This is a genomic window from Nocardiopsis aegyptia (assembly GCF_013410755.1).
GTDB lineage: Bacteria > Actinomycetota > Actinomycetes > Streptosporangiales > Streptosporangiaceae > Nocardiopsis > Nocardiopsis aegyptia.
Genome location: NZ_JACCFS010000001.1, coordinates 5,970,650 through 5,991,384 on the forward strand (window position 1 = coordinate 5,970,650; position 20,735 = coordinate 5,991,384).

Sequence of the window (20,735 nt, forward strand, 5' to 3'; positions counted from 1 at the left end):
CCCCCGACCCCCTCCCGCACGTGCGGATCAGGCGTACTTGCGCAGCTCCGCGCGGGCCAGCGAGCGCAGGTGCACCTCGTCCGGTCCGTCCGCCAGGCGCAGCGTCCGCACGGCCGCGCTCCAGGCGGCCAGCGGCACGTCCTGGCTCACCCCGGCGGCCCCGTGCGCCTGGATCGCCTTGTCCAGGATCCACTCCACGGCCCGCGGGGTGGCGATCTTGATCGCCTGGATCTCGGTGTGCGCCCCCTTGTTGCCCACCGTGTCCATCAGGTAGGCCGTCTTGAGGACCAGCAGGCGCACCTGTTCGATGCGCACGCGCGCCTCGGCGATCCACTCCCGGACCACGCCCTGGTCGGCCAGCGGACGGCCGAAGGCCACCCGGTCCAGGACCCGGCGGCACGTGAGCTCCAAGGCCCGCTCGGCCATGCCGATCGCGCGCATGCAGTGGTGGATGCGCCCCGGACCGAGTCGGGCCTGGGCGATCGCGAAGCCCTCGCCCTCGCCGCCGATGAGGTTCTCCGCCGGCACCCGCACGTTGTCGAACACGACCTCGGCGTGCCCGCCGTGGTCGCCGTCGTCGTAGCCGTACACGGTCATGCCCCGTTCGACCCGCACCCCGGGGGTGTCGCGCGGGACCAGCACCATGCTCTGCTGGCGGTGGCGCTCGGCGTCCGGGTCGGTCTTGCCCATGACGATGAGGATCTCGCACGCCGGGTTGAGCGCGCCGGTGATGAACCACTTGCGCCCGTCGACGACGTAGGAGTCGCCGTCGCGCGTGATGGTGGTGCCGATGTTGGTGGCGTCGGAGGAGGCCACCGCGGGCTCGGTCATCGCGAACGCCGAGCGGATGCTCGCGTCCAGCAGCGGATCCAGCCACCGCTTCTTCTGCTCGGGGGTGCCGAACATCGTCAGCACCTCCATGTTCCCGGTGTCGGGCGCGGCGCAGTTGAGCGCGATCGGGCCCAGGCGCGGGCTGCGCCCGGTGATCTCGGCCAGGGGGGCGTACTGGAGGTTGGGCAGGCCCCCGTGCTCGGGGTGGCCGGCCAGGAACAGGTTCCACAGGCCCAGCTCGCGCGCCTTGGCCTGGAGTTCGAAGACGATCGGCGCCGTGGCCCAGGGGTCGGGGAGTTCGGCCCTCTGCTGCTCCAGGACCGCCTCGGCCGGGTACACGTACTCGTCCATGAAGCCGAGCAGCTTCTCGCGCAGCTCCTCGGTCTCCTTGTCGTAGGCGAAGTCCATCAGTCCTCCTTGAGAGTGGCGTGGGCGCGTCGGACCAGGGGGGCGACCATGTCGCCGATCCGGTCGAAGCCCGCCCCGACCGTCAGCCCCTTGCTGTGGCGCAGGTGGATGCCCTCGGCGATCACGGCCAGCTTGAAGCAGCCGAAGGCGACGTACCATCCGAGCCGGGACACGTCGCGCCCGGTCGCGGCGGTGTAGAGCTCCACCAGTTCGGAGGAGGAGGGGAAGCCCTCCGCCGAGGTGGCGGGCGCCGAGGCCCCGCCGACGTTCGTGGGCTGGTCGCGGTAGACCAGCATCAGGCCGAGGTCGACCAGGGGGTCGCCCAGGGTGGCCATCTCCCAGTCCAGGACCGCGTTCAGCTTCCCCTCGGGGCTCACCAGCACGTTGTCCAGCCGGTAGTCGCCGTGCACGATCCCGGCGGCCGACTGCTCCGGCAGCGTGGCCGCGAGCCGTTCGTGCAGCTCGTCGATCCCGGGGATGTCGCGGCTGCGCGAGGCCGCGAGCTGCTTGCCCCAGCGGCGCACCTGGCGTTCGAGGAAGCCCGCGGGACGGCCGAAGTCGCCCAGTCCGACCTCCTCGGGCACCACCGCGTGCAGCGCGCCCAGGGTCGTGACCAGCTCCTCGGCCACCGACCGGACGCCGGCGGCGCCCAGCGGCGCGATCTCCGCGCTCGTGCGGAAGGGGGTGCCCGGTACGTGCTCCATGACGTAGAAGGGCGCGCCGAGCACCTCGGTGTCCTCGCACAGGGTGTGGGTCCGCGGCACGGGGACGGCGGTGTCGCGCAGAGCCGTCATCACGCGGTACTCGCGCGGCATGTCGTGCGCCGTGGCCAGGACGTGGCCCAGGGGCGGGCGGCGCACGACCCACCGGCCGGTCCCGTCGGTGACGGTGTAGGTCAGGTTGGACTTGCCCCCCGCCACCACCTCGCCGCTCAGCGGTCCCGACACCAGGCCCGGGACGGCCGCGTCGAGGTGGGCGCGCAGCCGTTCCAGGTCCAGGCCGGGCAGGTCACCGCTCATTCGTTGCCCTCCTCGGCGAAGACCTTGGTCCGCAGGCGCCGCATGCCCGACAGCCAGCCGTCGGTGTCGGCGGCCCGGGCCGCGTAGTAGTCGGCGACCTCCGGGTGCGGCAGGATGAGGAAGCGCCCGTCGGCCAGGCCCGCCATGACCGCGTCCGCGACCTCCTCGGGGGTGATCGCGCTCGCGTCCATCAGTGCCTTGCCGACCTCGCCGGCGGAGTCGAGCATGTTCGTGCGCACGCCCAGCGGGCACACGCACTGGACCGTGATCCCGCGGTCGCCGTAGGTGGCCGACAGCCACTCGCCGAAGGCCAGGGCGGCGTGCTTGGTCACCGAGTAGGGCGCGCTGGCGAGCATGGTGAGCAGGCCGGCGGCCGAGACGGTCGAGACGAACCGGCCCTGACCGCGCTCCAGCCAGCCGGGCACCAGCTCACGGGCGGCGCGCACGTGGCCCATGACGTTGACCTGCCAGGACAGGTCCCAGTCGCTCTCGGCGGCGTCCTGGAAGCCGCCGGTGCCGACCCCGGCGTTGGCCACGTACAGGTCGATCGCGCCCAGGTGGGCGCCGGCCTCGGCGATCAGTGCGGTGACGCCGGCCTCGCTCGCGGCGTCGCCGGGTACGGCGATCCCGCCGATCTCGGCGGCCACCGCCTCGGCCGCGCCGGCGTCCAGGTCGTTGACGACCACGCGGGCGCCCTCGCCGGCCAGTCGGCGGGCGAGGGCGGCGCCGATGCCGTTGCCGGCCCCGGTGACGACCGCTCCGATGTTGTTCAGGTCCATGTCACACGCCTCCGGTGAGAGTGGTCCCGCCGTCCAGGACGAGGGTGCGGCCGGTGACCCAGGCGGCGTCCTCGGAGAGCAGGAAGGCGACGGCGCCGGCGACGTCCTCGGGGACGCCGAGCCGGCCCAGGGGGTAGCCGGCCGCGACCTGCTCCTCACGGCCCTCGTACAGGGCGCTGGCGAACTGGGTCTTGACCACGGCCGGGGCGACGCCGTTGACGCGTACGTCGGGGGCGAGTTCGAGGGCGAGCTCGGTGGTGATGTGGCTCAGCATCGCCTTGGTGGCGCCGTAGAAGCCGATGCCGGGGGCGGGCTTGGTCCCGGCGACCGACGACACGTTCACGATGGCGCCGCCGTGCTCGCCCATCCAGGCCTTGTGCGCCTTCTGGACCCACCCGATCGCGGACAGCGCGTTGACCTCGACCATCTTGCGGGCCGCGGACAGGTCGAGGTCGACCATGCGGCCGTAGACGGGGTTGATGCCCGTGTTGTTCACCAGGAGGTCGACACCGCCGAAGGCCTCCAGGGTCGCGGCGATCGCCTCGTCCTGGTGTTCGGGCTGGTCGGCGCCGCCCGCCACGCCGATGGCGTGCTCGGGTCCGCCGAGGGCCGTCACGGCCTCCGCCAGGGGCTCGGGCTTGCGTGCGGTGACGCAGACGCGGGCGCCCTCGTCGACGAGTCGCCGGGCGATGGCCAGGCCGATGCCCCGGCTCGCTCCGGTGACGATGGCGGTGCGGCCGCCGAACCGGGAAGTCATACGTTCTCCTTAGACCGACTGGTCGGTATGCAGGCACGACTCTATGTGTCGGCGGGTGCGCGCCGCAAGGGGCGCCTCGGGTGGGAGGGACGGGGGCAGGGAAGAATGGCGGTGCGGGCCGACCGCCCGCCACCGAGACCGACAGTGGGAGAGTCCATGGCCAACGACGACGTCGTCGACGCACGCGACCGGCGCCGGTACGAGATCACGGCGGACGGGAAGGTGGCCGGCTTCGCCGAGTACATCCTCACCGACGAGCTGGTCACGTTCACCCACACCGAGATCGATCCCGCCTTCGAGGGCCGGGGACTGGGCGGCGCCCTGGTGCGCGCGGCCCTGGACGACGTCCGCTCGCGCGGGCTGAAGGTGCTGCCGCTGTGCCCCTTCGTCAAGGGCTGGATCCAGCGGCACCGCGACTACGCCGACCTGGTGTACGGGTCGGCCGAGTAGGGGAGGGGAATCCGGATGACCGACTACGGACGCGAGGTGGAGTTCGGGGTGTTCCCGTCCCCGAACGCCGACGCCGAGTCCCTGCGCGAACTGTGGGGCGTGGTCGCCGCCGCCGAGCGCGGCGGACTGGAGTTCGCCGGGTTCCAGGACCATCCCTACCAGCGCCGGCACCTGGACACCTGGAGCCTCATGGCCACCGTGCTGGCGCGCACCGAGCGGCTGCGGGTCTTCCCGGACGTGGCGAACCTGCCGCTGCGCTCGCCCGCGGTCATCGCCAAGTCCGCGGCCAGCCTGGACGTGCTCTCCGGAGGACGCTTCGAGCTGGGTCTGGGCGCCGGGGCGTTCTGGGAGGCGGTGGTGGCCATGGGCGGCGACGAGCGCAGCCCGCGGGAGGCGGCCGACGCCCTGGTCGAGGCGGTCGAGGTCGTCCGACTCCTGTGGTCCGACGCGCGCTCGGTGCGCTACGAGGGCAGGCACTACCGGCTGTCCGGGGTCAAGCCGGGGCCGCGGCCGGTCCACGACATGGGCGTCTGGCTGGGCGTGCTCGGTCCGCGGCTGCTCGGCGCGCTGGGGCGGATGGCCGACGGGTGGCTCCCCTCCAGCGGATACGCCACCCCGGACCGGCTGCCGGACATGCAGGCGCGCATCGACGCGGGCGCGGCCCGGGTCGGCCGCGACCCCGCGGAGATCCGGCGCGCCTACAACGTGTGGGGCACGATCACCGGCGGCGCCTCCCGGGGCTTCCTGGAGGGTCCCGTCGAGCAGTGGGTGGAGCAGCTGACCGAACTGGTGCTGGTCCATGGCATGGACACCTTCGTCTTCGGTCCCGCCGAGGAGCCCGTCCGGCAGGTCGAGGTGTTCGCGGCCGAGGTCGCGCCCGCCGTGCGCGCGGCGGTGGCGGCCGAGCGGTCCTGACGGACGGCCCGGCCGCACCGGTACCGGAGCCGCGGCGAGGGACCGCGGCGGGCGGGGCTCAGGCCGAGGGGTCGAGGGTGAGCTTGCCGATGGTGCCGCGGGCGCGCAGGGCCTCGTGCGCGCGGTGCGCCTCGGACAGCGGGTAGCACTCGCCGAGCACGGGGCGCAGCCGCCCGTCGCTCACCATCGCCAGCAGCTCGCCCATTGCCTGGTCGACCACCTCGCCGGGCAGCAGCCAGGCGTGCGGGAGCCACATGCCGCCCACGGTCGTGGAGAAGCGCATGAGGTTGGGCAGCTGGACGGGCTTGGGCGCCTCGCGCGAGGCCATCCCGTAGAAGGCCAGGCGGCCGAACGGGGCCAGCGCGCGCACGCTCTCGTCGGTCACCCGGCCGCCGACCATGTCCAGGACGATGTCGACGCGCCGCCCCTCGTTGGCCTCGATGAGCGCCGCGGTCATGTCGGGAGCGGCGGAGTCCACGGCGGCGTCGGCGCCCAGGTCGAGCGCGTACTTGCGCTTGGCCTCGCTGCTGGCCACGGCGATGACCCGCCCGGCGCCGAAGGCCTTGGCGAGCTGGACGGCGAGGGTGCCCACGCCGCCGGCCGCGGCGTGCACGACCACCGACTCGCCCGGGTCCATCCGGGCGGTGCGCCGCAGCAGCACCCACGCGGTGGCGCCCTGGACGATCAGGGCCAGCGCGGCCTCGTCGGAGACGTCGTCGGGGATGTCGAAGCACATGGCGGGATCGGCGGCGGTGCGCTCGGCGTAGCCGCCCCCGGAGGTCAGGGCGACGACGCGCCGGCCGTCGGGGGTGCGGCCGGCGACCTCGGCGCCCGGCACCATGGGCAGGGAGGAGGGGGCCAGGTAGCTGTTCTCCGCCTGGTGGGTGTCGGCGTAGTTCACGCCCGCGCGCGTGACGTCGATCAGGACCTGGCCGGGGCCCGGCTCGGGGTCGGGCAGTTCGGTGGGGACGAGGACCTCGGGTCCGCCGAACTCGGTGATCTGGATGGCGCGCATGGGGAAGCCCCTTCGTCGTTCGGGTGGTCATACCGACCGGGTGGTATGTTACCGGATGGTACGGCACGGGGCCCGGGGTCACCAGGGGTGCGGGCCGAGGGTCGCGGCGCCGCGGGGCGGGAGGTCGGCTTGCGGGTCTTGCGCAGGGTTACCTAACGTTGTTAGGTAGGGGCACGGATCTCCTGGGAGGAACTCGTGGACGCAGAACAGACCGTGACGACCACCGGCGGGAGTATTCGGGGGGTGGCCTCCTCGCGCTCGGACAGCGGCGCGGTCACCGCCTACCGGGGCATCCCCTACGCCGCCGCGCCCTTCGGCCCCCACCGCTTCGCCGCCCCGGCGCCCGCACCGGCCTGGACGGACGTGCGCGAGTGCGTGGACTTCGGTCCGCCCGCGCCCCAGGGCGGCCAGATGGTCGGCGCCGCGCCGTGGAGCCCCGACACCCCGCTGGACTGCCTCGTGCTCAACGTGTGGACCGCCGCCCGCGAGGGCGACCGCGCCCCCGTCCTGGTGTGGATCCACGGCGGCGCCTACATCGTCGGAGCCGCCTCCGAGGCCACCTACGACGGCACCCGGCTCGCCGAGAGCGGCCTCGTGGTGGTCAGCGTCAACTACCGCCTGGGGTTCGAGGGGTTCGGCCACGTGCCCGGCCGCCCCGACAACCGGGGCCTGCTCGACCAGGCGGCCGCGCTGCGGTGGGTCCGGGACAACATCGCCGCCTTCGGGGGCGACCCCGGCAACGTGACCGTGGCCGGGGAGTCGGCCGGGGCGGGGTCCGTGCTGTGCCTCATGGCCTCCCCGGGCGCCCGGGGGCTCTTCCGCCGCGTCATCGCGCACAGCGTGCCCGGGGACCACCTGGGCCTGGAGTCGGCGCGCCGTGTGTCGGAGCGGATCGCCGAGGCCGCGGGCGTCCCCCTGGACGCGGACGCGCTGGCGGAGCTGCCGCCCGAACGGCTGCTGGAGGCCACCGACACCGTCCTGGCCGGCCCCTCGCGCGGGCCGGGCGTCAAGGCCAAACCGTTCACCTGCTACGCCCCCGTGGTCGGCGGACCCGAACTGCCCGAACCGCCGCTGGAGACCGTGGCCAAGGGCGGCGCCCACGACATCGACGTGCTGCTCGGGCACAACGCCGACGAGTACCGACTGTTCACCGAGCTGGGCCAGAGCGTGGAGATCGACGGCGACGCCGCCCTGGAGGCCACGGCCGCGCAGGTCGGCCTGCCGGAGGACGCCTTGTCCCGGTACCGCCGGACCCTCCCCGGAGCCGATCCCCGGGACCTGTACTGCGCCATCATGGGCGACGCGCTGTTCGCCCAGTACACGGTGGCCCTGGCCGAGGCGCACGCGGCGGCGGGCGGCCGGGCGCACTTCTTCCGGTTCGGGTTCCGCAGCCCGGCGATGGGCGGGCGCCTGGGCGCCTGCCACGCCCTGGACCTGCCGTTCGCGTTCGGGAACCTGGACACCGACTTCGGCCGCTTCCTGCTCGACGGTCCGCCCGAGCCCGTGCACCGGGGGCTGTCGGACCGGATGGTCGCCGCCTGGCGGGACTTCGCCGCCTCGGGCGACCCCGGCTGGCCGGCGGTGACGCGCGAGGCGACCGCGGTCAAGGTGTGGGACACCGTCGACGAACTCCACGCCACGGACGAGTCGCCGCTGCGCGACCTGTGGGCGAAGGTGGCGTTCGCGCCACGGTGACCGGTCGTGAGGGCCCCGGGCGGCACGGACCGGGGCAGGTCATCGCACGGTAAAACCTGCGGAAATCTCCGCGATGGCGAGGGCAGCGCCGACTCACTGGGCACCGTCTCAGGTAGGGGCCGGCCGGTCGGTGCCCGGTGACCGCCGCAGAGTCAGGGCACGGCCGCCGACGACAGCCCCCGTCGGAGGTGTGCGATGACCAAGAACGTGTTCGTTCTCGGGCTGGACGAGCAGAACCTCGACGTGTTGGAGTCCCTGCCCGGCGCCGACGGCTACCGCTTCCGGCCACTGCTCGGCTGGGAGGAGCTCGGCCAGGACCACGAGGTGGACATGCCCGCCCTGCTCGCGCTGGCGGAGCGGCGCCTGGACTCCTTCGAGGGGACCGTCGACGCCGTCATCGGCTACTGGGACTTCCCGGTGAGCTCGCTGGTGCCGCTGCTGTGCGGGCCGCGCGGGCTGCGCTGCACGTCCCTGGGGTCGGTGGTGCGGTGCGAGCACAAGTACTGGAGCCGTCTGGAGCAGCGCGCGGTCATCCCCGAGGCCGTGCCGCGGTTCGGCGAGGTCGACCTGGACGAGACCGCCAAGCCGGACGGCCTGTCCTACCCGCTGTGGGTCAAACCGGTGAAGTCCTTCTCCTCCGAGCTGGCCTTCCGCGTCACCGACGACGCCGAGTTCCAGGAGGCGATGGGCGAGATCAGGGCGGGCGCCGGACGGATCGGCGACGCGTTCCAGTGGGCGATGGACCGGGTCAGCCTGCCGCCGGAGGTCGAGGACGCGGGGGGTACCGCCGCGCTGGCGGAGGAGGAGGCCGTCGGTGACCAGCTCACCGTGGAGGGCTACGTCCGCGACGGGGTTCCGCACGTGTACGGCATCATCGACTCCCCGCACTACCCCGGCACCTCGAGCTTCCTGTGCTACGAGTACCCCTCGCGCGTGCCGGAGGAGGCCCAGCGGCGCCTGATCGACCTGAGCGAACGAGTCATCTCCCGGGTCGGACTGGACGACACGACGTTCAACATCGAGTACTTCCACGAGCCGGAGAGCGGCGCCATCACGCTCGTGGAGATCAATCCGCGGCACTCCCAGTCGCACGCGCGGATGCTCGAACTCGTGAACGGGGTCTCCAACCACGAGATCTGCCTGCGCCTCGCCCTGGGACAGGAGCCCGACGTGGTGCGCGGCGGGGAGTACGAGGTGGCGGCCAAGTGGTTCGTGCGCCGCTTCGGCGACGGCTTCGTGGAGCGCGCGCCCACGGCCCAGGACGTGGCCCGGGCGCGCGAGCAGGCGCCCGACGCGTGGGTGGAGGTGGTGGCGCACGAGGGCGAGTGGCTCTCGGACCTGCCCATCCAGGACAGCTACAGCTACGAACTGGCCCACGTGATCGTGGGGGCCCGGGACATCGACGAGTGCGAGCGCAGGTACCGGGCGTGTGCGGGGGAGCTCCCGTTCACCATCCGGAGCGCCGAGGACCGGGCACGAGAGTGAGGAGGGATCCGACACGATGCGAACCGTCAGCGACCTGCCCAACGACGTCCGTGAGGACGAGTTCGTCCAGATCCCGCTCAGCGACGGGGTCCACCTCGCCGCGCGGATCTGGCGGCCCGTGGACAGCGACGACCGCCCCGTGCCCGCCGTGCTGGAGTTCATCCCCTACCGCCGGCGGGACCTGACCGCCCAGCGCGACTCCATCCACCACCCCTACATGGCCGGGCACGGGTACGCGTGCGCGCGCGTGGACCTGCGGGGCAGCGGCGACTCCGAGGGCGTGCTCACCGACGAGTACCTGGAGCGCGAGCTGCTGGACGCCGAGGAGGTGCTGGCCTGGCTGGCGGAACAGCCCTGGTGCGACGGCAGCACCGGGATGATGGGCATCTCCTGGGGCGGGTTCAACGCCCTGCAGGTGGCCGCGCGGCGGCCGGAGAGCCTGCGCGCGATCGTCTCGGCGTGTTCGACCGACGACCGCTACAGCGACGACGTGCACTACATGGGCGGGTGCCTGCTCGGCGACAACCTGTCCTGGGCGTCGACGATGTTCGCCTACAACTCCTGCCCGCCCGACCCCGAACTCGTCGGCGGCAAGTGGCGCAAGATGTGGCACGAGCGGCTGGAGGGCAGCGGCCTGTGGCTCGACACGTGGCTGCGCCACCAGCACCGGGACGAGTACTGGAAGCACGGTTCGGTCGCCGAGGATCTCGACGCGATCGAGGTGCCGGTGATGGCGGTGAGCGGGTGGGCGGACGGCTACTCCAACAGCGTCTTCCGACTGCTGGCCGGACTGCGGTCACCGTGTCTGGGGCTGCTGGGCCCGTGGTCGCACAAGTACCCGCACCTGGGCAAACCCGGGCCCGCCATCGGCTTCCTCCAGGAGATGGTGCGCTGGTGGGACCGGTGGCTCAAGGGTGTGGACAACGACGTGATGGAGGCGCCGGCGCTGCGTGCGTGGATGCAGGAGAGCGTGCCGCCGTCCACGGCCTACGAGGAGCGGCCAGGGCGCTGGGTCGGCGAGGCGCAGTGGCCCTCGCCGAACATCGTCGTCGAGCCGCGCGCGCTGGGGGCCGGGCGCCTGCTGGAGAAGGGGGAGGAACCGGAGTCGGAGGTGGTCTCGACCCTGTCGTCCCCGCTGTCGACGGGACAGCACGCGGGCAAGTGGTGCTCCTACAACGCCCCGCCGGACCTGCCCTACGACCAGCGCGAGGACGACGGCGGGTCGATGGTCTTCGACAGCCGTCCGCTGACCGAGCCGGTGGAGATCCTGGGGTCGGTGGCGGTCGAGCTGGACCTGGCCGTGGACCGTCCGGACGCGATGGTCGCCGTGCGCCTGTGCGACGTCACGCCCAAGGGCGAGGCCACCAGGGTGACCTACGGGCTGCTCAACCTCGCCCACGCGCGGGGCCACGAGGCGCCCGAACGGCTCGAACCGGGCCGCCGGTACCGGGTGTCGGTCCCGCTGAACGGTGTGGGGCAGGTGTTCCCGCCCGGCCACCGGATCCGGATCGCGGTGTCCACCTCGTACTGGCCGCTGGCCTGGCCGCCGCCCGAACCGGTGACGCTGTCGGTGTTCCCCGGGGAGCACACCCGCGTCCTGCTGCCGGTGCGTCCGGCGGAGGCGGGCGACGGGGGAGCGGTGCCGTTCGACGAACCGGAGGGCACGGCCCCGGTCCCGACCAGGGAGGTGGAGCCCGGAAAGGAGCGGTGGGAGCTGTCCCACGACCTGGTGACCTACCGGGCGTCCCTGAACGTGGTCAAGGACCTGGGGACGGTGTCGTTCGACGACATCGGCCTGGAGGTGACCCGGCGGGCAGAGGAGCACTACAGCTGGGTCGGCAACGACTACGAAACCGTCCGTGGCGAGACGGTGTGGACGATGGGGTTCGCCCGCGGCGACTGGTCGGTGCGGACCACGACGCGCACGGTGCTGACGTCGACGGAGACCGACTTCCACCTGCACGCCACGCTGGACGCCTATGAGGGGGCGCGGCGCGTGGCCACGCGGATCTTCACGTCGGTGATCCCGCGCGACTGCGTCTGAGGCGCGCCCGCCGGGACGGCGGCCGGGAGCACTCCCGGCCACCGTCGCGTCCGCGACCGCGGTCGCGGGGACGCCCCGCGACCGCGTGAACCGTCTAGCGGCCCAGGCCCGCGCGGCGCAGCGCGTCGGCCATCGCGCCCGAGGGAGCGGCGTCGCGGCCCCCGCCCTGGCCGCCGCGTCCGCCGCCGCGGCCGCCCCGGTTGTTCCCCTGGCCCTGGCCGCCCCGGCCCTTGCCCTGGGACCGGCCCTTGCCGCCACCGTCGCCGCGGCCGCCGCGCCGCTCCTCGCCGGAGGGAGCCTCGTCGTCCAGGCGCATGGTCAGCGAGATGCGCTTGCGGGCCGTGTCGACCTCCTGCACCTTGACCTTGACGATGTCGCCGGACTTGACCACGTCGCGCGGGTCCTTGACGAAGTCGTAGGACAGCGCGGAGACGTGGACGAGCCCGTCCTGGTGCACGCCCACGTCCACGAACGCCCCGAAGGCGGCGACGTTGGTGACCACGCCCTCCAGGATCATGCCCGGCTCCAGGTCGTCCAGCTTCTCCACGCCCTCCTTGAAGGTGGCGGTGGTGAACGCCGGACGCGGGTCGCGGCCCGGCTTGTCGAGCTCGGCGAGGATGTCGGTGACCGTCGGCAGGCCGAAGGTGTCGTCGACGAAGTCCTGCGGGCGGATCGCCGACAGCGCCGCCTTGTCGCCGATCAGCGACGGCAGGTCGGTGCCGACCCGCGCCAGGATCCGGCGGACGACCGGGTAGGCCTCCGGGTGGACCGCGGAGGCGTCCAGGGGGTCGTCACCGCCGTTGACGCGCAGGAAGCCGGCGCACTGCTCGAACGCCTTCGGGCCCAGACGCGGCACCGAGCGCAGGGCCTCGCGGGTGCGGAAGGGGCCGTTGGCGTCGCGGTGCGCGACGATGTTGCGGGCCAGCGTGGAGGTCACGCCCGACACCCTGGTCAACAGCGGGACGGACGCGGTGTTGACGTCCACGCCCACGCCGTTCACACAGTCCTCCACCACGGCGTCCAGGGAGCGCGACAGCTTGGCCTCGGCGAGGTCGTGCTGGTACTGGCCCACGCCGATGGACTTGGGGTCGATCTTGACCAGTTCGGCGAGCGGGTCCTGCAGGCGGCGGGCGATGGAGGCCGCTCCGCGCAGGGACACGTCCAGGTCGGGCAGCTCCTCGGAGGCGTAGGCGGAGGCGGAGTACACCGACGCGCCGGCCTCGGAGACCATCACCTTGGTGAGTTTGAGCTCGGGGTGGCGCTGGAGGAGGTCGGCGGCCAGGCGGTCGGTCTCGCGGGAGGCCGTGCCGTTGCCGATGGCGACGAGTTCGACCTCGTGGGCGGCGCACAGTTTGGCGAGCCGGTCGATCGAGCCGTCCCAGTCGCGGCGCGGCGCGTGCGGGTAGATCGTGTCGGTGGACACGACCTTGCCGGTGCGGTCGGTGACGGCGACCTTCACGCCGGTGCGCAGGCCCGGGTCCAAACCCAGGGTCGCGCGGCTGCCGGCGGGAGCGGCCAGGAGCAGGTCGCGCAGGTTGGCGGCGAAGACGTTGACGCCGTCGTCCTCGGCCTGCTGCCACAGGCGCATGCGCACGTCGATGTCCAGGCGCACGAGGATGCGGGTGCGCCAGGCCCAGCGCACGGTGTCCTGGAGCCAGCGGTCGGCGGGCCGGCCGCGGTCGACGATCCCGAAGTGCGCGGCGATGGCGTTCTCGTAGGAGCTGCGGGGGGTGGTGCCGTCGGGGTTGTCCGCCGGCGCCTCCTCGGGCTCCAGGTTGAGGGTGAGGACCTCCTCCTTCTCGCCCCGGTACATGGCCAGGACGCGGTGGGAGGGGAGCGCGGTGAGGGGCTCGGAGAAGGAGAAGTAGTCGGCGAACTTGGCGCCGGCCTCCTCCTTGCCCTCGCGGACCGTGGACCCCAGGCGCCCCTTCTCCCACAGGCGCTCGCGCAGGAGGCCGGTGAGGTCGGCGTCCTCGGCGAAGCGCTCCACCAGGATCGAGCGGGCGCCCTCCAGGGCGGCCTTGGCGTCGGCCACGCCCTTGTCGGCGTCGACGTAGGCGGCGGCGGTCTCCTGGGGGTCCAGAGACGGGTCGTCGAAGAGCGCCTCGGCCAGCGGCTCCAGTCCGGCCTCGCGCGCGATCTGGGCCTTCGTGCGCCGCTTGGGCTTGTAGGGGAGGTAGATGTCCTCCAGGCGGGCCTTGGAGTCGGCGGCGTTGATGCGCGCCTCCAGCTCGGCGTCCAGTTTGCCCTGGGAGCTGATCGACTCCAGGATCGCCGTCCGGCGCTCGCTCAGTTCACGCAGGTAGCGAAGGCGTTCCTCCAGCTGGCGCAGCTGGGCGTCGTCGAGCGTTCCGGTCGCCTCCTTGCGGTACCGGGCGATGAAGGGCACGGTCGACCCGCCGTCGAGGAGGTCGACGGCGGCGCGGACCTGGTGCGCGCCCACACCGAGTTCCTCGGCGATGCGCTGGTCGATCGTGGGTGTCGCAGGGCTCGTCACTGGTTAACGTCCACATCTCTGGGTGTTCGGTGCGGGGACATTCTCGTGCCGGCCGGGGACAATGTCATCCCGGCAGCCCTTCGTGTCCCCGGTCTGCTGGAGTCCCGGGGGTGGGATGACCCGGCAGCCCTTCGTGTCCCCGGTCTGCTGGAGTCCCGGGGGTGGGATGACCCGGCAGCCCTTCGTGTCCCCGGTCTGCTGGAGTCCCGGGGGTGGGATGAGCCCCCGTGCCCCCGGGGTGGACGGGTCGCGCGGCCGACGTGCGCAGAGAACGGGGCCGCGGACGGCTTCGGCGGGGCGCGTCTTTTGCGGTCGAGGGGCCGGTCGGGGCGAACGCCGTCACGGGGAGTGAGCGCGGGGCCGGAACCGGCCGACGGTGGCGCGGCGCGCACGTCACGGGTTGTTGCCCTCGGCCAGGTCGGGGGCGTAGTACTCGTCCAGCGGAATGGGTCCGCGGTAGCCCTGGCACATGCACTGGCGGTAGGTCGAACCGGACTGCCCGGTCCAGCGGCCGGGGATGACCACCTGGGTCTGGCACTTCTTGGTCTCCTTGTCGTGGAAGACCAGGTGGTGTCCGCAACCGCACAGGGGCTGGGGCGGCTGCTGTCCGCCGTGCAGGGCGCGGGCCTGCTCCTCGCGGCGGTGCCGTTCGAGGGACTCCCGCGCCTGCCGCCTGGTCGCGAGACGGCCGAAGGCGAATCCGCCGAGTGCGATGGCCGCGCCCAGCACCAGTGACACCGGATCCATCGGGTGGCTCCCTTCCTCAGTCCCCCACGTGCGCCCAGCCGTGGGCTGGATCCCATTGTCACTCATGGGCCGCCCGACGGGAATCGGGCTCCGCCGCCGGCGCCAGGGCTCAGGCCGTCGGGTCCTGGTTCGCGCCGCGTGTGACGCGGGGTGACCACGCAAGGATTCCAAAAATTCCTTTGCATCAGAATCTTTGCAAAGGAATCTTTGTAATACGGTGGCCGTACCCCCACCACGTAGGGAGCCGAGATGGACACGACCCCCGTACCCGCCACCGCCCGACCGACCACCCGCCTGGGCGCCGACTTTCACCGGTTCTGGGCAGCCGGAACCCTGACCAACCTGGGCGACGGCATCCTGAGCACCGCGCTGCCGCTGATCGCCGCCACCCTCACCCACGACCCGCTGGCGGTCTCCGGCCTGCTGGTCGCCCGCTTCCTGCCGTGGCTGCTCGTCGCCCCGTTCGCCGGAGTGCTGATCGACCGGGTCGACCGGCTGCGCGCGATGGCGGTGGCCAACGCCCTGGCAGCGGTCGTCGTCGCTTCCCTCGCCGTCACCGTGGCCACCTCGACGGTGACACTCGGTGTCATGTACGCGGCGCTGTTCGCGGTCACGTGCTGTGAGACGGTGACCGATCCCGCGAGCCGGATCGCCGTCACCCGGCTCGTGCCGAGCCGGCTGCTGGACCGGGCCAACAGCCGGCTGGAGGGTGGCCGCCTGGTCGCACAGGACTGCGTGGCCCGCCCCCTGGGCGGCGCGCTCTTCGCCGTGGCCGCGGTGCTACCGGTGGCGGGTACGGCCGTGTCCTACGCCCTGTGCGCGGTGCTCACGGTCCTGGTCGTGGTGTCCCTGCGCCGGTCCGGTCGGGGCGGCACCGGGCGGGCGGAGCCGGTCCGCGGCGCCGCGGTGGGCGCCGGCCGACAGCTGCGGGAGGGGTGCGCGTACGTCCTCGGTGACCCGTTGATGCGCTCGCTCGCGTTCAACAACGCGGCGATGATGATCGGCCTGCAGATGGGCACCGCCGTCCTGGTCCTGCACGTGCGGCAGGAGTGGGGGGTCGGCGCCGCCTACTTCGGGCTCTTCACGTCCTCGCTTGCGGTGGGCGGTGTCCTGGGCGCGGTGTGCGCGGCACGGCTCGTGGCCCGGATCGGTCGGCGCGCGGTCCTGCTGGGCGGCTACACGGTCGGAGGGCTGGCCCTGGCCCTGATGGCGCTGGTGCCCGACGCCTACCTGGGCGCGATGGTGTGGGCGGTCGTGGGGGCGTGCCTGGCGCTCACCAACATCGCGGGCTCGCTGCTGTTCCAGACCATGGTCCCCGACCACCTGCGGGGCCGCGCGTCCGCCGCCTTCCGTGCGCTCGGGTGGGGCCTGGCCCCGGTCGGGGCGCTCACCGGGGGCCTGATCGGTCGGGTGGACCTGTCCCTGCCCTACCTCGTCGGCGGCCTGACCATGGTCGGCGCGGCGGTCGTGTTCCGCCGAGCCCTCACCGAGTTCGCGCACCGGTCGGACGCGGCCGCCGCCGACCTGGCCGCCGACGCCGCTCCGCGGTGACCGGCTCGACGACCGGAGGAAGGGCGTACGCGGGCGCGGTGGTGCCGGGGGATCCGGACACGACCGTGCCGGACGGGAAGGACTACGGTTTGACCATGCAGCACGACCCACGGGACACCGACGCAGAACCAGGGCCCGAGCGGCCGCGGCCGATGGAGGTCGACGCGCGGGCCCTGCGCGGTCTGGCCCACCCGCTGCGGGGCCGGCTCCTGGACGAACTCGGTCGCGGCGGACCCGCCACCGCCACCCTCCTCGGGCACAGGCTGGGTGAGAGCAGTGGATCGACCAGCTACCACCTGCGCCAGCTCTCGCGCTACGGGTTCATCGAGGAGGACCCGGGCCACTCCGGGGGCCGGGAGCGCTGGTGGCGGGTGCGCCCCGGCGGTTGGTCGGTGGCCGGCCGCGAGTTCCTGCGCGACCCGGAGACGCGCCAGGCCGCGGCGGTGGTCCTGCACCGCTACTTCCGCGAGCGCCGGGAGAGCTTCGACGTGTGGAACGCCTACGCGCAGGCCCGGCCGGAGGCCCCCGCCGTGCGGACATGGGGCTCGGCGGCGGGTGACTCCGTCTCACGCCTGCGGATGACGGCGCAGGAGGCCGAGGAGTTCCGACTGGAGCTCATGGACGTCGTCCGGGCCATGTCGGCCCGGTATCTGGGGCGCACGTCCGAGACCCATCCCGGGACCGAGAGCGTGCAACTGCAGACCGCGCTGTTCCCGGAGTTGGCCGAGGCGCGGGCATGGGCGCGCGACACGGCCGAGGGGGCAGGGGGAGGCGGGGACGCCGGGATCACTGAGTCCTCCGGGACCGGCGTGGACGGCCCCGGCGGGGAGCCGGACCGGTAGCGGCACCGCCGTGGCCGGAGCGCCGTGCATTGGAGGGGCCGCGCCGGGGGCGCCGCGCATTGGAGGAGCAGCGCCGGGGGCGCCCGTCGACCGCACGGCCGTGGCGCGCCCCGGGCGGTGGTGGAGCCGGGAGCGCGGTCAGCCCTCGCGCAGCTCCTTGAGCGTGGCCACGTCCTCGCCGTGCGGGCCCTCGGGCCCCGGCGTCTCCAGGACGATCGGCACTCCGGCGGAGACCGGGTGGCGGAACAGCTCGCCGAACGGCTCTGCGCCGATGCAGCCCTTGCCGATGTTCTCGTGCCGGTCCTTCTTGCTGTCGCACGGGAACTTGGAGTCGTTGGCGTGGATCAGGTGCAGCCGGTCGGCCCCCACCTGCTCGCCGAACTGGTCCAGCGCCTCGCGCATGCCCTCGACGGTGGAGATGTCGTGCCCGGCCGCGAACAGGTGCGCGGTGTCCAGGCACACGCCCACGTTCGAGTGCCAGTCCAGGGCCTCCAGGTAGGGCACCAGGTCGTCCACCGTGGCGCACAGCACCTGGCCCTGACCCGCCATCGGCTCCAGCAGCACGGGCGGCACGTCCTCGCCCAACCGTCGCACCAGCGGCAGCAGCCGGTTGCGCACGCGCTCCAGCCCGGCCTCGCGACCGCCGGAGACCGCCGACCCGGTGTGCACGACCACGCCGCGCGCGTTGATCTCGCCGCCGCGCACCAGGGCGTGCTCCAGCGACTTCAGCGACTTCTCCGCGGTCTCCTCGTTGGGCGCGCCCACGTTGATGAGGTAGGCCGAGTGCACGAACAGCGGCAGGTCCGTGCGTTCGCGCATCCGGGCGTCCTGGTCGGGATCGCCCTCCTTGGTGGCCCACCCGCGCGGGTTGGACACGAAGACCTGCACCGTCTCGGCGCCGATCTCCTCGGTGTAGGCCAGCCCCTTGGTGGCCATGCCGCCCGCCACCGGGACGTGCGCTCCGACCGGGGACCGGGGCCGTTCCTTCTTCTTCTTGTTCATCGTGCGTTCCAGCCTAGGGGGCGCGACGTGCGGCGCGCGTCCGACCGGCCGCACGTCGGCGCGTCCGGCCGGACGGTGGCGGTGGACGGTGGCGGTGTGCGGCGCGGCTCAGACCAGGGGCGGGACCGGGTGGTTGGCGCGCACGAGGTCGCCGGGGTCGGTGTCGGCCTTGACCCGGGTCAGGCGGCCGAAGTCGGCGGGCGCGAACGCCTCGCGGACCTCCTCGGGAGCCAGCGGACCGAAGCTGAAGTTGAGCGAGCGCCCGAGCGTGTGGCCGCCGAACAGGGAGGCCGCCCCGGAGCGCAGGGCCGCCATGTCGGCGGTGTCGGCGTCCCCGGCCACGGTCAGGACGTTGAGCAGGTACGCGGCGCCGCGGTGGCCGACCGCGTTGGGGCTCTCGGGGCCCCGGGTCAGGGCGCCGCCGAGGTGGCGCAGCCCGACCACCGTCATGAACGGCAGGGAGGGCCCGGTGCGGCGCAGGAGTTCGGCCGCGGCGTCCGGGTCCAGGTCGGACAGGAGCATGGCGCGTGAGCGGTAGCCGTGCGGGTGGTCGGGTTCGGCGTACACCGTCCCGGACTCGGCGTAGGGGAGTTCGCGCATGGTGTCCCTCAGGACGGGGGCGGCCCCGCGCAGCGGGGCGACGGCGTCCGGGCCCCGGTCGAGGGGGCCGGTCCACACCGCCGCGACCTGGGTGGTGTGCCGCCCGCGCAGGGGCTCGGGCACACCGGGCACGTCCGGCAGGGTCAGGACCGTCATGCCGGAGGTGAGGTCCTCGGGCGCGTTCCGTGTCCACGCGTACCAGGTGTCCAGGATGTCGGGTCCGGCGTCGAAGAACAGGCTCCCGCCGTAGATCCGGCGCAGGGGGACCAGGTCGATCTCCATCCCCGTGACCACGCCGAAGGACCCGCCGCCGCCCCGCAGCGCCCAGAACAGGTCGGCGTCGTGCTCGGCGTCGACGCGGCGCACACGGCCGTCGACGGTCACCACTTCCAGGCGCCGGACCCGGTCGGCGGCGAATCCGTACCGCCTGGCCGCCAGGCCCACGCCGCCGCCCAGGGTGTAGGGCACCGCGCCCACGCCGGGCGCGCTGCCGGACAGGGGCGCCAGACCGTGCGCGGCGGTGGCCCGGACCACGTCCCCCCACGGGGCTCCCGCCTCGACCCACGCGGTGCGGCGGTCGGGGTCCACGCGCACGCCCGCCAGCCGGCCGGTGGTGATCAGGACGCCGCCCTCCAGGGGCACGCCCGTGCCGTGCCCGGAGGCCTGGACCGCGATGGGCAGGTCGTGGTCGGCGGCCGCGGCGACGGCGGCGCGCACGTCCTCGGCGCTGGTGGCCCCGACCACGAGGGAGGGGCGGTGGCGGCCGAGCCGCTGGAGTCCGGAACGCTCGGACTCGTAGCGGTCCGACGAGGGCGTGGCCACGGGGCCGCTCACGCGGTCGGACAGCGCGCGGACCAGGGCGGAAGGTGTCGAGGTGATCGTCATGCGGTCACCGTAGGGACCCTTGCGGCCACATCCTGGCCGCAGTGTCCGGCAGTCTGTGGGCATGGACGCGAACTCTGTCCGCTCGGACATGCCGCAGCGGCTCCTGAGACTGCTCTCACTGCTGCAGGGCGGCCGCGCATGGTCGGGTGCCGAGCTCGCCGAGCGCCTGGGCGTGAGCGCCCGGACCCTGCGCCGCGACGTCGACCGGCTGCGCTCGCTGCACTACGAGGTCGAGGGCACCACCGGTGTGGCCGGCGGGTACCGGCTCGCCCCGGGCCGCGACATCCCGCCGCTGCTGCTCGACGACGAGGAGGCGGTCGCGATCGGGCTGGGCCTGGTGACCGTGGCCGGGGCGGAGGAAAGCGCGCTGCGGGCACTGGCCAAGCTCCGCCGCGCGCTGCCCGCACGCCTGCGTCCGCGCCTGGCCGCGGTCGAGGGCACGACCACGGCGGTGCGGAGGCCGGACGCCTCGACGGTGAACCCGTGCAGCGTGGCAGCGCTGGGGGACGCCTGCCGGGGCCGCGTGGTGGTGGACTTCGACTACCGGGACCGGCGGGGCGCCGCCGAGGAGCGCAGAGTGGAGCCGCACCACCTGGTCTCGCACGGCGGCCACTGGTACCTGATCGCGCACGACGCCGCACGCGACGACTGGCGGATCTTCCGCGTGGACCGGATCGAGGGCCTGCGCGCCACCCTGCGCCGGTTCGTCCCCCGGGAACTGCCCGTGTCCGACCCCGCGGTGTTCCTCACCCGCCGCTTCGCGTCGGCGACGCACCTGCACACGGTGTCGCTGGAGGTGGAGCTGCCCGCGGAGGAGGTGCGCTCGCGCGTGTACGGGCCGTTCCCGGGGGCGGTCGAGGCCGTGGGGGAGGGCGCGTGCCGCGTCCGGTTGAGCGCCGACTCGCTGGACCTGGTGTGCCAGTACACGGCGGTCGTGATCGCGCTCGGGGCGCGGTTCTCCCTGGACGCCCCGCCCGCGGTCCACGAGCGCCTGCGCGCGGCCGTCGGATCCCTGGCCGACGGTACGGCCGCCCCGCCGGATGCCGCGAACCCCGCGAACGCCGCGGGTCCCGCGGGTCCCGGCGGGGCGGCGGTGGCGGGAGGGGCGGCGGAGCGCTCCGGGTCGTCGGGCGGCGGAAGGGCCGGCCGCGCCTCCGGTGAGGCCCCGGGCGGCCGGGACGGCAGCGCGCGGAGCATGCTCTAGTCTCAGGGC

At 73.7% G+C, this 20,735-nt stretch carries 17 protein-coding genes; 8 read left to right on the top strand and 9 right to left on the bottom strand.

The genetic code is table 11. From position 1 onward, the window contains the following. Nucleotides 1-27: 27 nt before the first annotated feature. From HNR10_RS26710 to HNR10_RS26725, 4 genes are read right to left on the bottom strand one after another with little or no spacing between them, the layout of a single operon-like run. A complete protein-coding gene (locus HNR10_RS26710; RefSeq protein ID WP_179828199.1) occupies nt 28-1,239 on the bottom strand; it encodes an acyl-CoA dehydrogenase family protein in 1,212 nt (403 codons plus the stop codon). Further along, nucleotides 1,239-2,258: a phosphotransferase family protein gene (locus tag HNR10_RS26715; protein WP_179828201.1), complete on the bottom strand. Its 1,020-nt coding sequence runs from the start codon at nt 2,256-2,258 to the stop codon at nt 1,239-1,241. Before HNR10_RS26715 ends, HNR10_RS26710 begins: the two co-directional genes overlap by 1 nt. Continuing rightward, the gene (locus HNR10_RS26720) at nt 2,255-3,037 is read right to left on the bottom strand and encodes an SDR family oxidoreductase (RefSeq protein WP_179828203.1); all 783 of its coding nucleotides are present in this window, start codon (nt 3,035-3,037) and stop codon (nt 2,255-2,257) included. The genes HNR10_RS26715 and HNR10_RS26720 overlap by 4 nt, the downstream gene beginning before the upstream one ends. 1 nt (nt 3,038) lies before the next feature. Next, nucleotides 3,039-3,794: an SDR family oxidoreductase gene (locus HNR10_RS26725; protein WP_179828205.1), complete on the bottom strand. Its 756-nt coding sequence runs from the start codon at nt 3,792-3,794 to the stop codon at nt 3,039-3,041. A gap of 156 nt (nt 3,795-3,950) precedes the next feature. Between HNR10_RS26725 and HNR10_RS26730 the strand changes: the two genes are divergently transcribed. Together HNR10_RS26730 and HNR10_RS26735 are read left to right on the top strand one after the other, a co-directional pair. Continuing rightward, nucleotides 3,951-4,244 carry a GNAT family N-acetyltransferase gene (locus HNR10_RS26730; protein ID WP_179828207.1) on the top strand — a complete coding sequence of 98 codons (294 nt, stop codon included), beginning with the start codon at nt 3,951-3,953 and terminating at the stop codon, nt 4,242-4,244. A gap of 15 nt (nt 4,245-4,259) precedes the next feature. Then, on the top strand, nt 4,260-5,159 hold the full coding sequence (locus HNR10_RS26735) for an LLM class flavin-dependent oxidoreductase (protein ID WP_179828209.1): 900 nt from the start codon (nt 4,260-4,262) through the stop codon (nt 5,157-5,159). 58 nt (nt 5,160-5,217) lie between these two features. Here HNR10_RS26735 and HNR10_RS26740 read toward each other — a convergent pair whose 3' ends face one another. After that, entirely contained in the window at nt 5,218-6,174 is a 957-nt protein-coding gene (locus HNR10_RS26740; protein WP_179828211.1) for a quinone oxidoreductase family protein, read from the bottom strand. Between the two features lie 195 nt (nt 6,175-6,369). On the opposite strand from HNR10_RS26740, the gene HNR10_RS26745 reads away from it, so the two are divergent. The 3 genes from HNR10_RS26745 (at nt 6,370) to HNR10_RS26755 (ending at nt 11,398) form a co-directional block, all read left to right on the top strand. Continuing rightward, nucleotides 6,370-7,869: a carboxylesterase/lipase family protein gene (locus HNR10_RS26745; RefSeq protein ID WP_179828213.1), complete on the top strand. Its 1,500-nt coding sequence runs from the start codon at nt 6,370-6,372 to the stop codon at nt 7,867-7,869. 195 nt (nt 7,870-8,064) lie between these two features. Beyond that, nucleotides 8,065-9,354: an ATP-grasp domain-containing protein gene (locus HNR10_RS26750; protein WP_179828215.1), complete on the top strand. Its 1,290-nt coding sequence runs from the start codon at nt 8,065-8,067 to the stop codon at nt 9,352-9,354. 16 nt (nt 9,355-9,370) lie between these two features. Continuing rightward, nucleotides 9,371-11,398, top strand: coding sequence for a CocE/NonD family hydrolase (locus tag HNR10_RS26755; RefSeq protein ID WP_179828217.1), 2,028 nt, complete (start codon nt 9,371-9,373; stop codon nt 11,396-11,398). A 94-nt stretch (nt 11,399-11,492) separates the two neighbouring features. Here HNR10_RS26755 and HNR10_RS26760 read toward each other — a convergent pair whose 3' ends face one another. Continuing rightward, on the bottom strand, nt 11,493-13,895 hold the full coding sequence (locus HNR10_RS26760) for a Tex family protein (protein ID WP_179828219.1): 2,403 nt from the start codon (nt 13,893-13,895) through the stop codon (nt 11,493-11,495). Nucleotides 13,896-14,288: 393 nt separating this feature from the next. Next, entirely contained in the window at nt 14,289-14,642 is a 354-nt protein-coding gene (locus tag HNR10_RS26765) for a hypothetical protein (RefSeq protein ID WP_179828220.1), read from the bottom strand. Between the two features lie 249 nt (nt 14,643-14,891). On the opposite strand from HNR10_RS26765, the gene HNR10_RS26770 reads away from it, so the two are divergent. Continuing rightward, on the top strand, nt 14,892-16,193 hold the full coding sequence (locus HNR10_RS26770) for an MFS transporter (RefSeq protein WP_179828222.1): 1,302 nt from the start codon (nt 14,892-14,894) through the stop codon (nt 16,191-16,193). 95 nt (nt 16,194-16,288) lie between these two features. After that, entirely contained in the window at nt 16,289-17,035 is a 747-nt protein-coding gene (locus HNR10_RS26775; protein ID WP_246406422.1) for a winged helix-turn-helix domain-containing protein, read from the top strand. A gap of 138 nt (nt 17,036-17,173) precedes the next feature. On the opposite strand, the gene HNR10_RS26780 is transcribed toward HNR10_RS26775, so the two are convergent. Both HNR10_RS26780 and HNR10_RS26785 read right to left on the bottom strand, forming a co-directional pair. Next, nucleotides 17,174-18,037: a deoxyribonuclease IV gene (locus HNR10_RS26780; RefSeq protein ID WP_179828224.1), complete on the bottom strand. Its 864-nt coding sequence runs from the start codon at nt 18,035-18,037 to the stop codon at nt 17,174-17,176. Nucleotides 18,038-18,145: 108 nt separating this feature from the next. Beyond that, nucleotides 18,146-19,522 carry an FAD-binding oxidoreductase gene (locus HNR10_RS26785; protein ID WP_179828226.1) on the bottom strand — a complete coding sequence of 459 codons (1,377 nt, stop codon included), beginning with the start codon at nt 19,520-19,522 and terminating at the stop codon, nt 18,146-18,148. A gap of 61 nt (nt 19,523-19,583) precedes the next feature. Between HNR10_RS26785 and HNR10_RS26790 the strand changes: the two genes are divergently transcribed. Beyond that, on the top strand, nt 19,584-20,726 hold the full coding sequence (locus tag HNR10_RS26790; protein WP_179828228.1) for a helix-turn-helix transcriptional regulator: 1,143 nt from the start codon (nt 19,584-19,586) through the stop codon (nt 20,724-20,726). Nucleotides 20,727-20,735 lie beyond the last annotated feature (9 nt).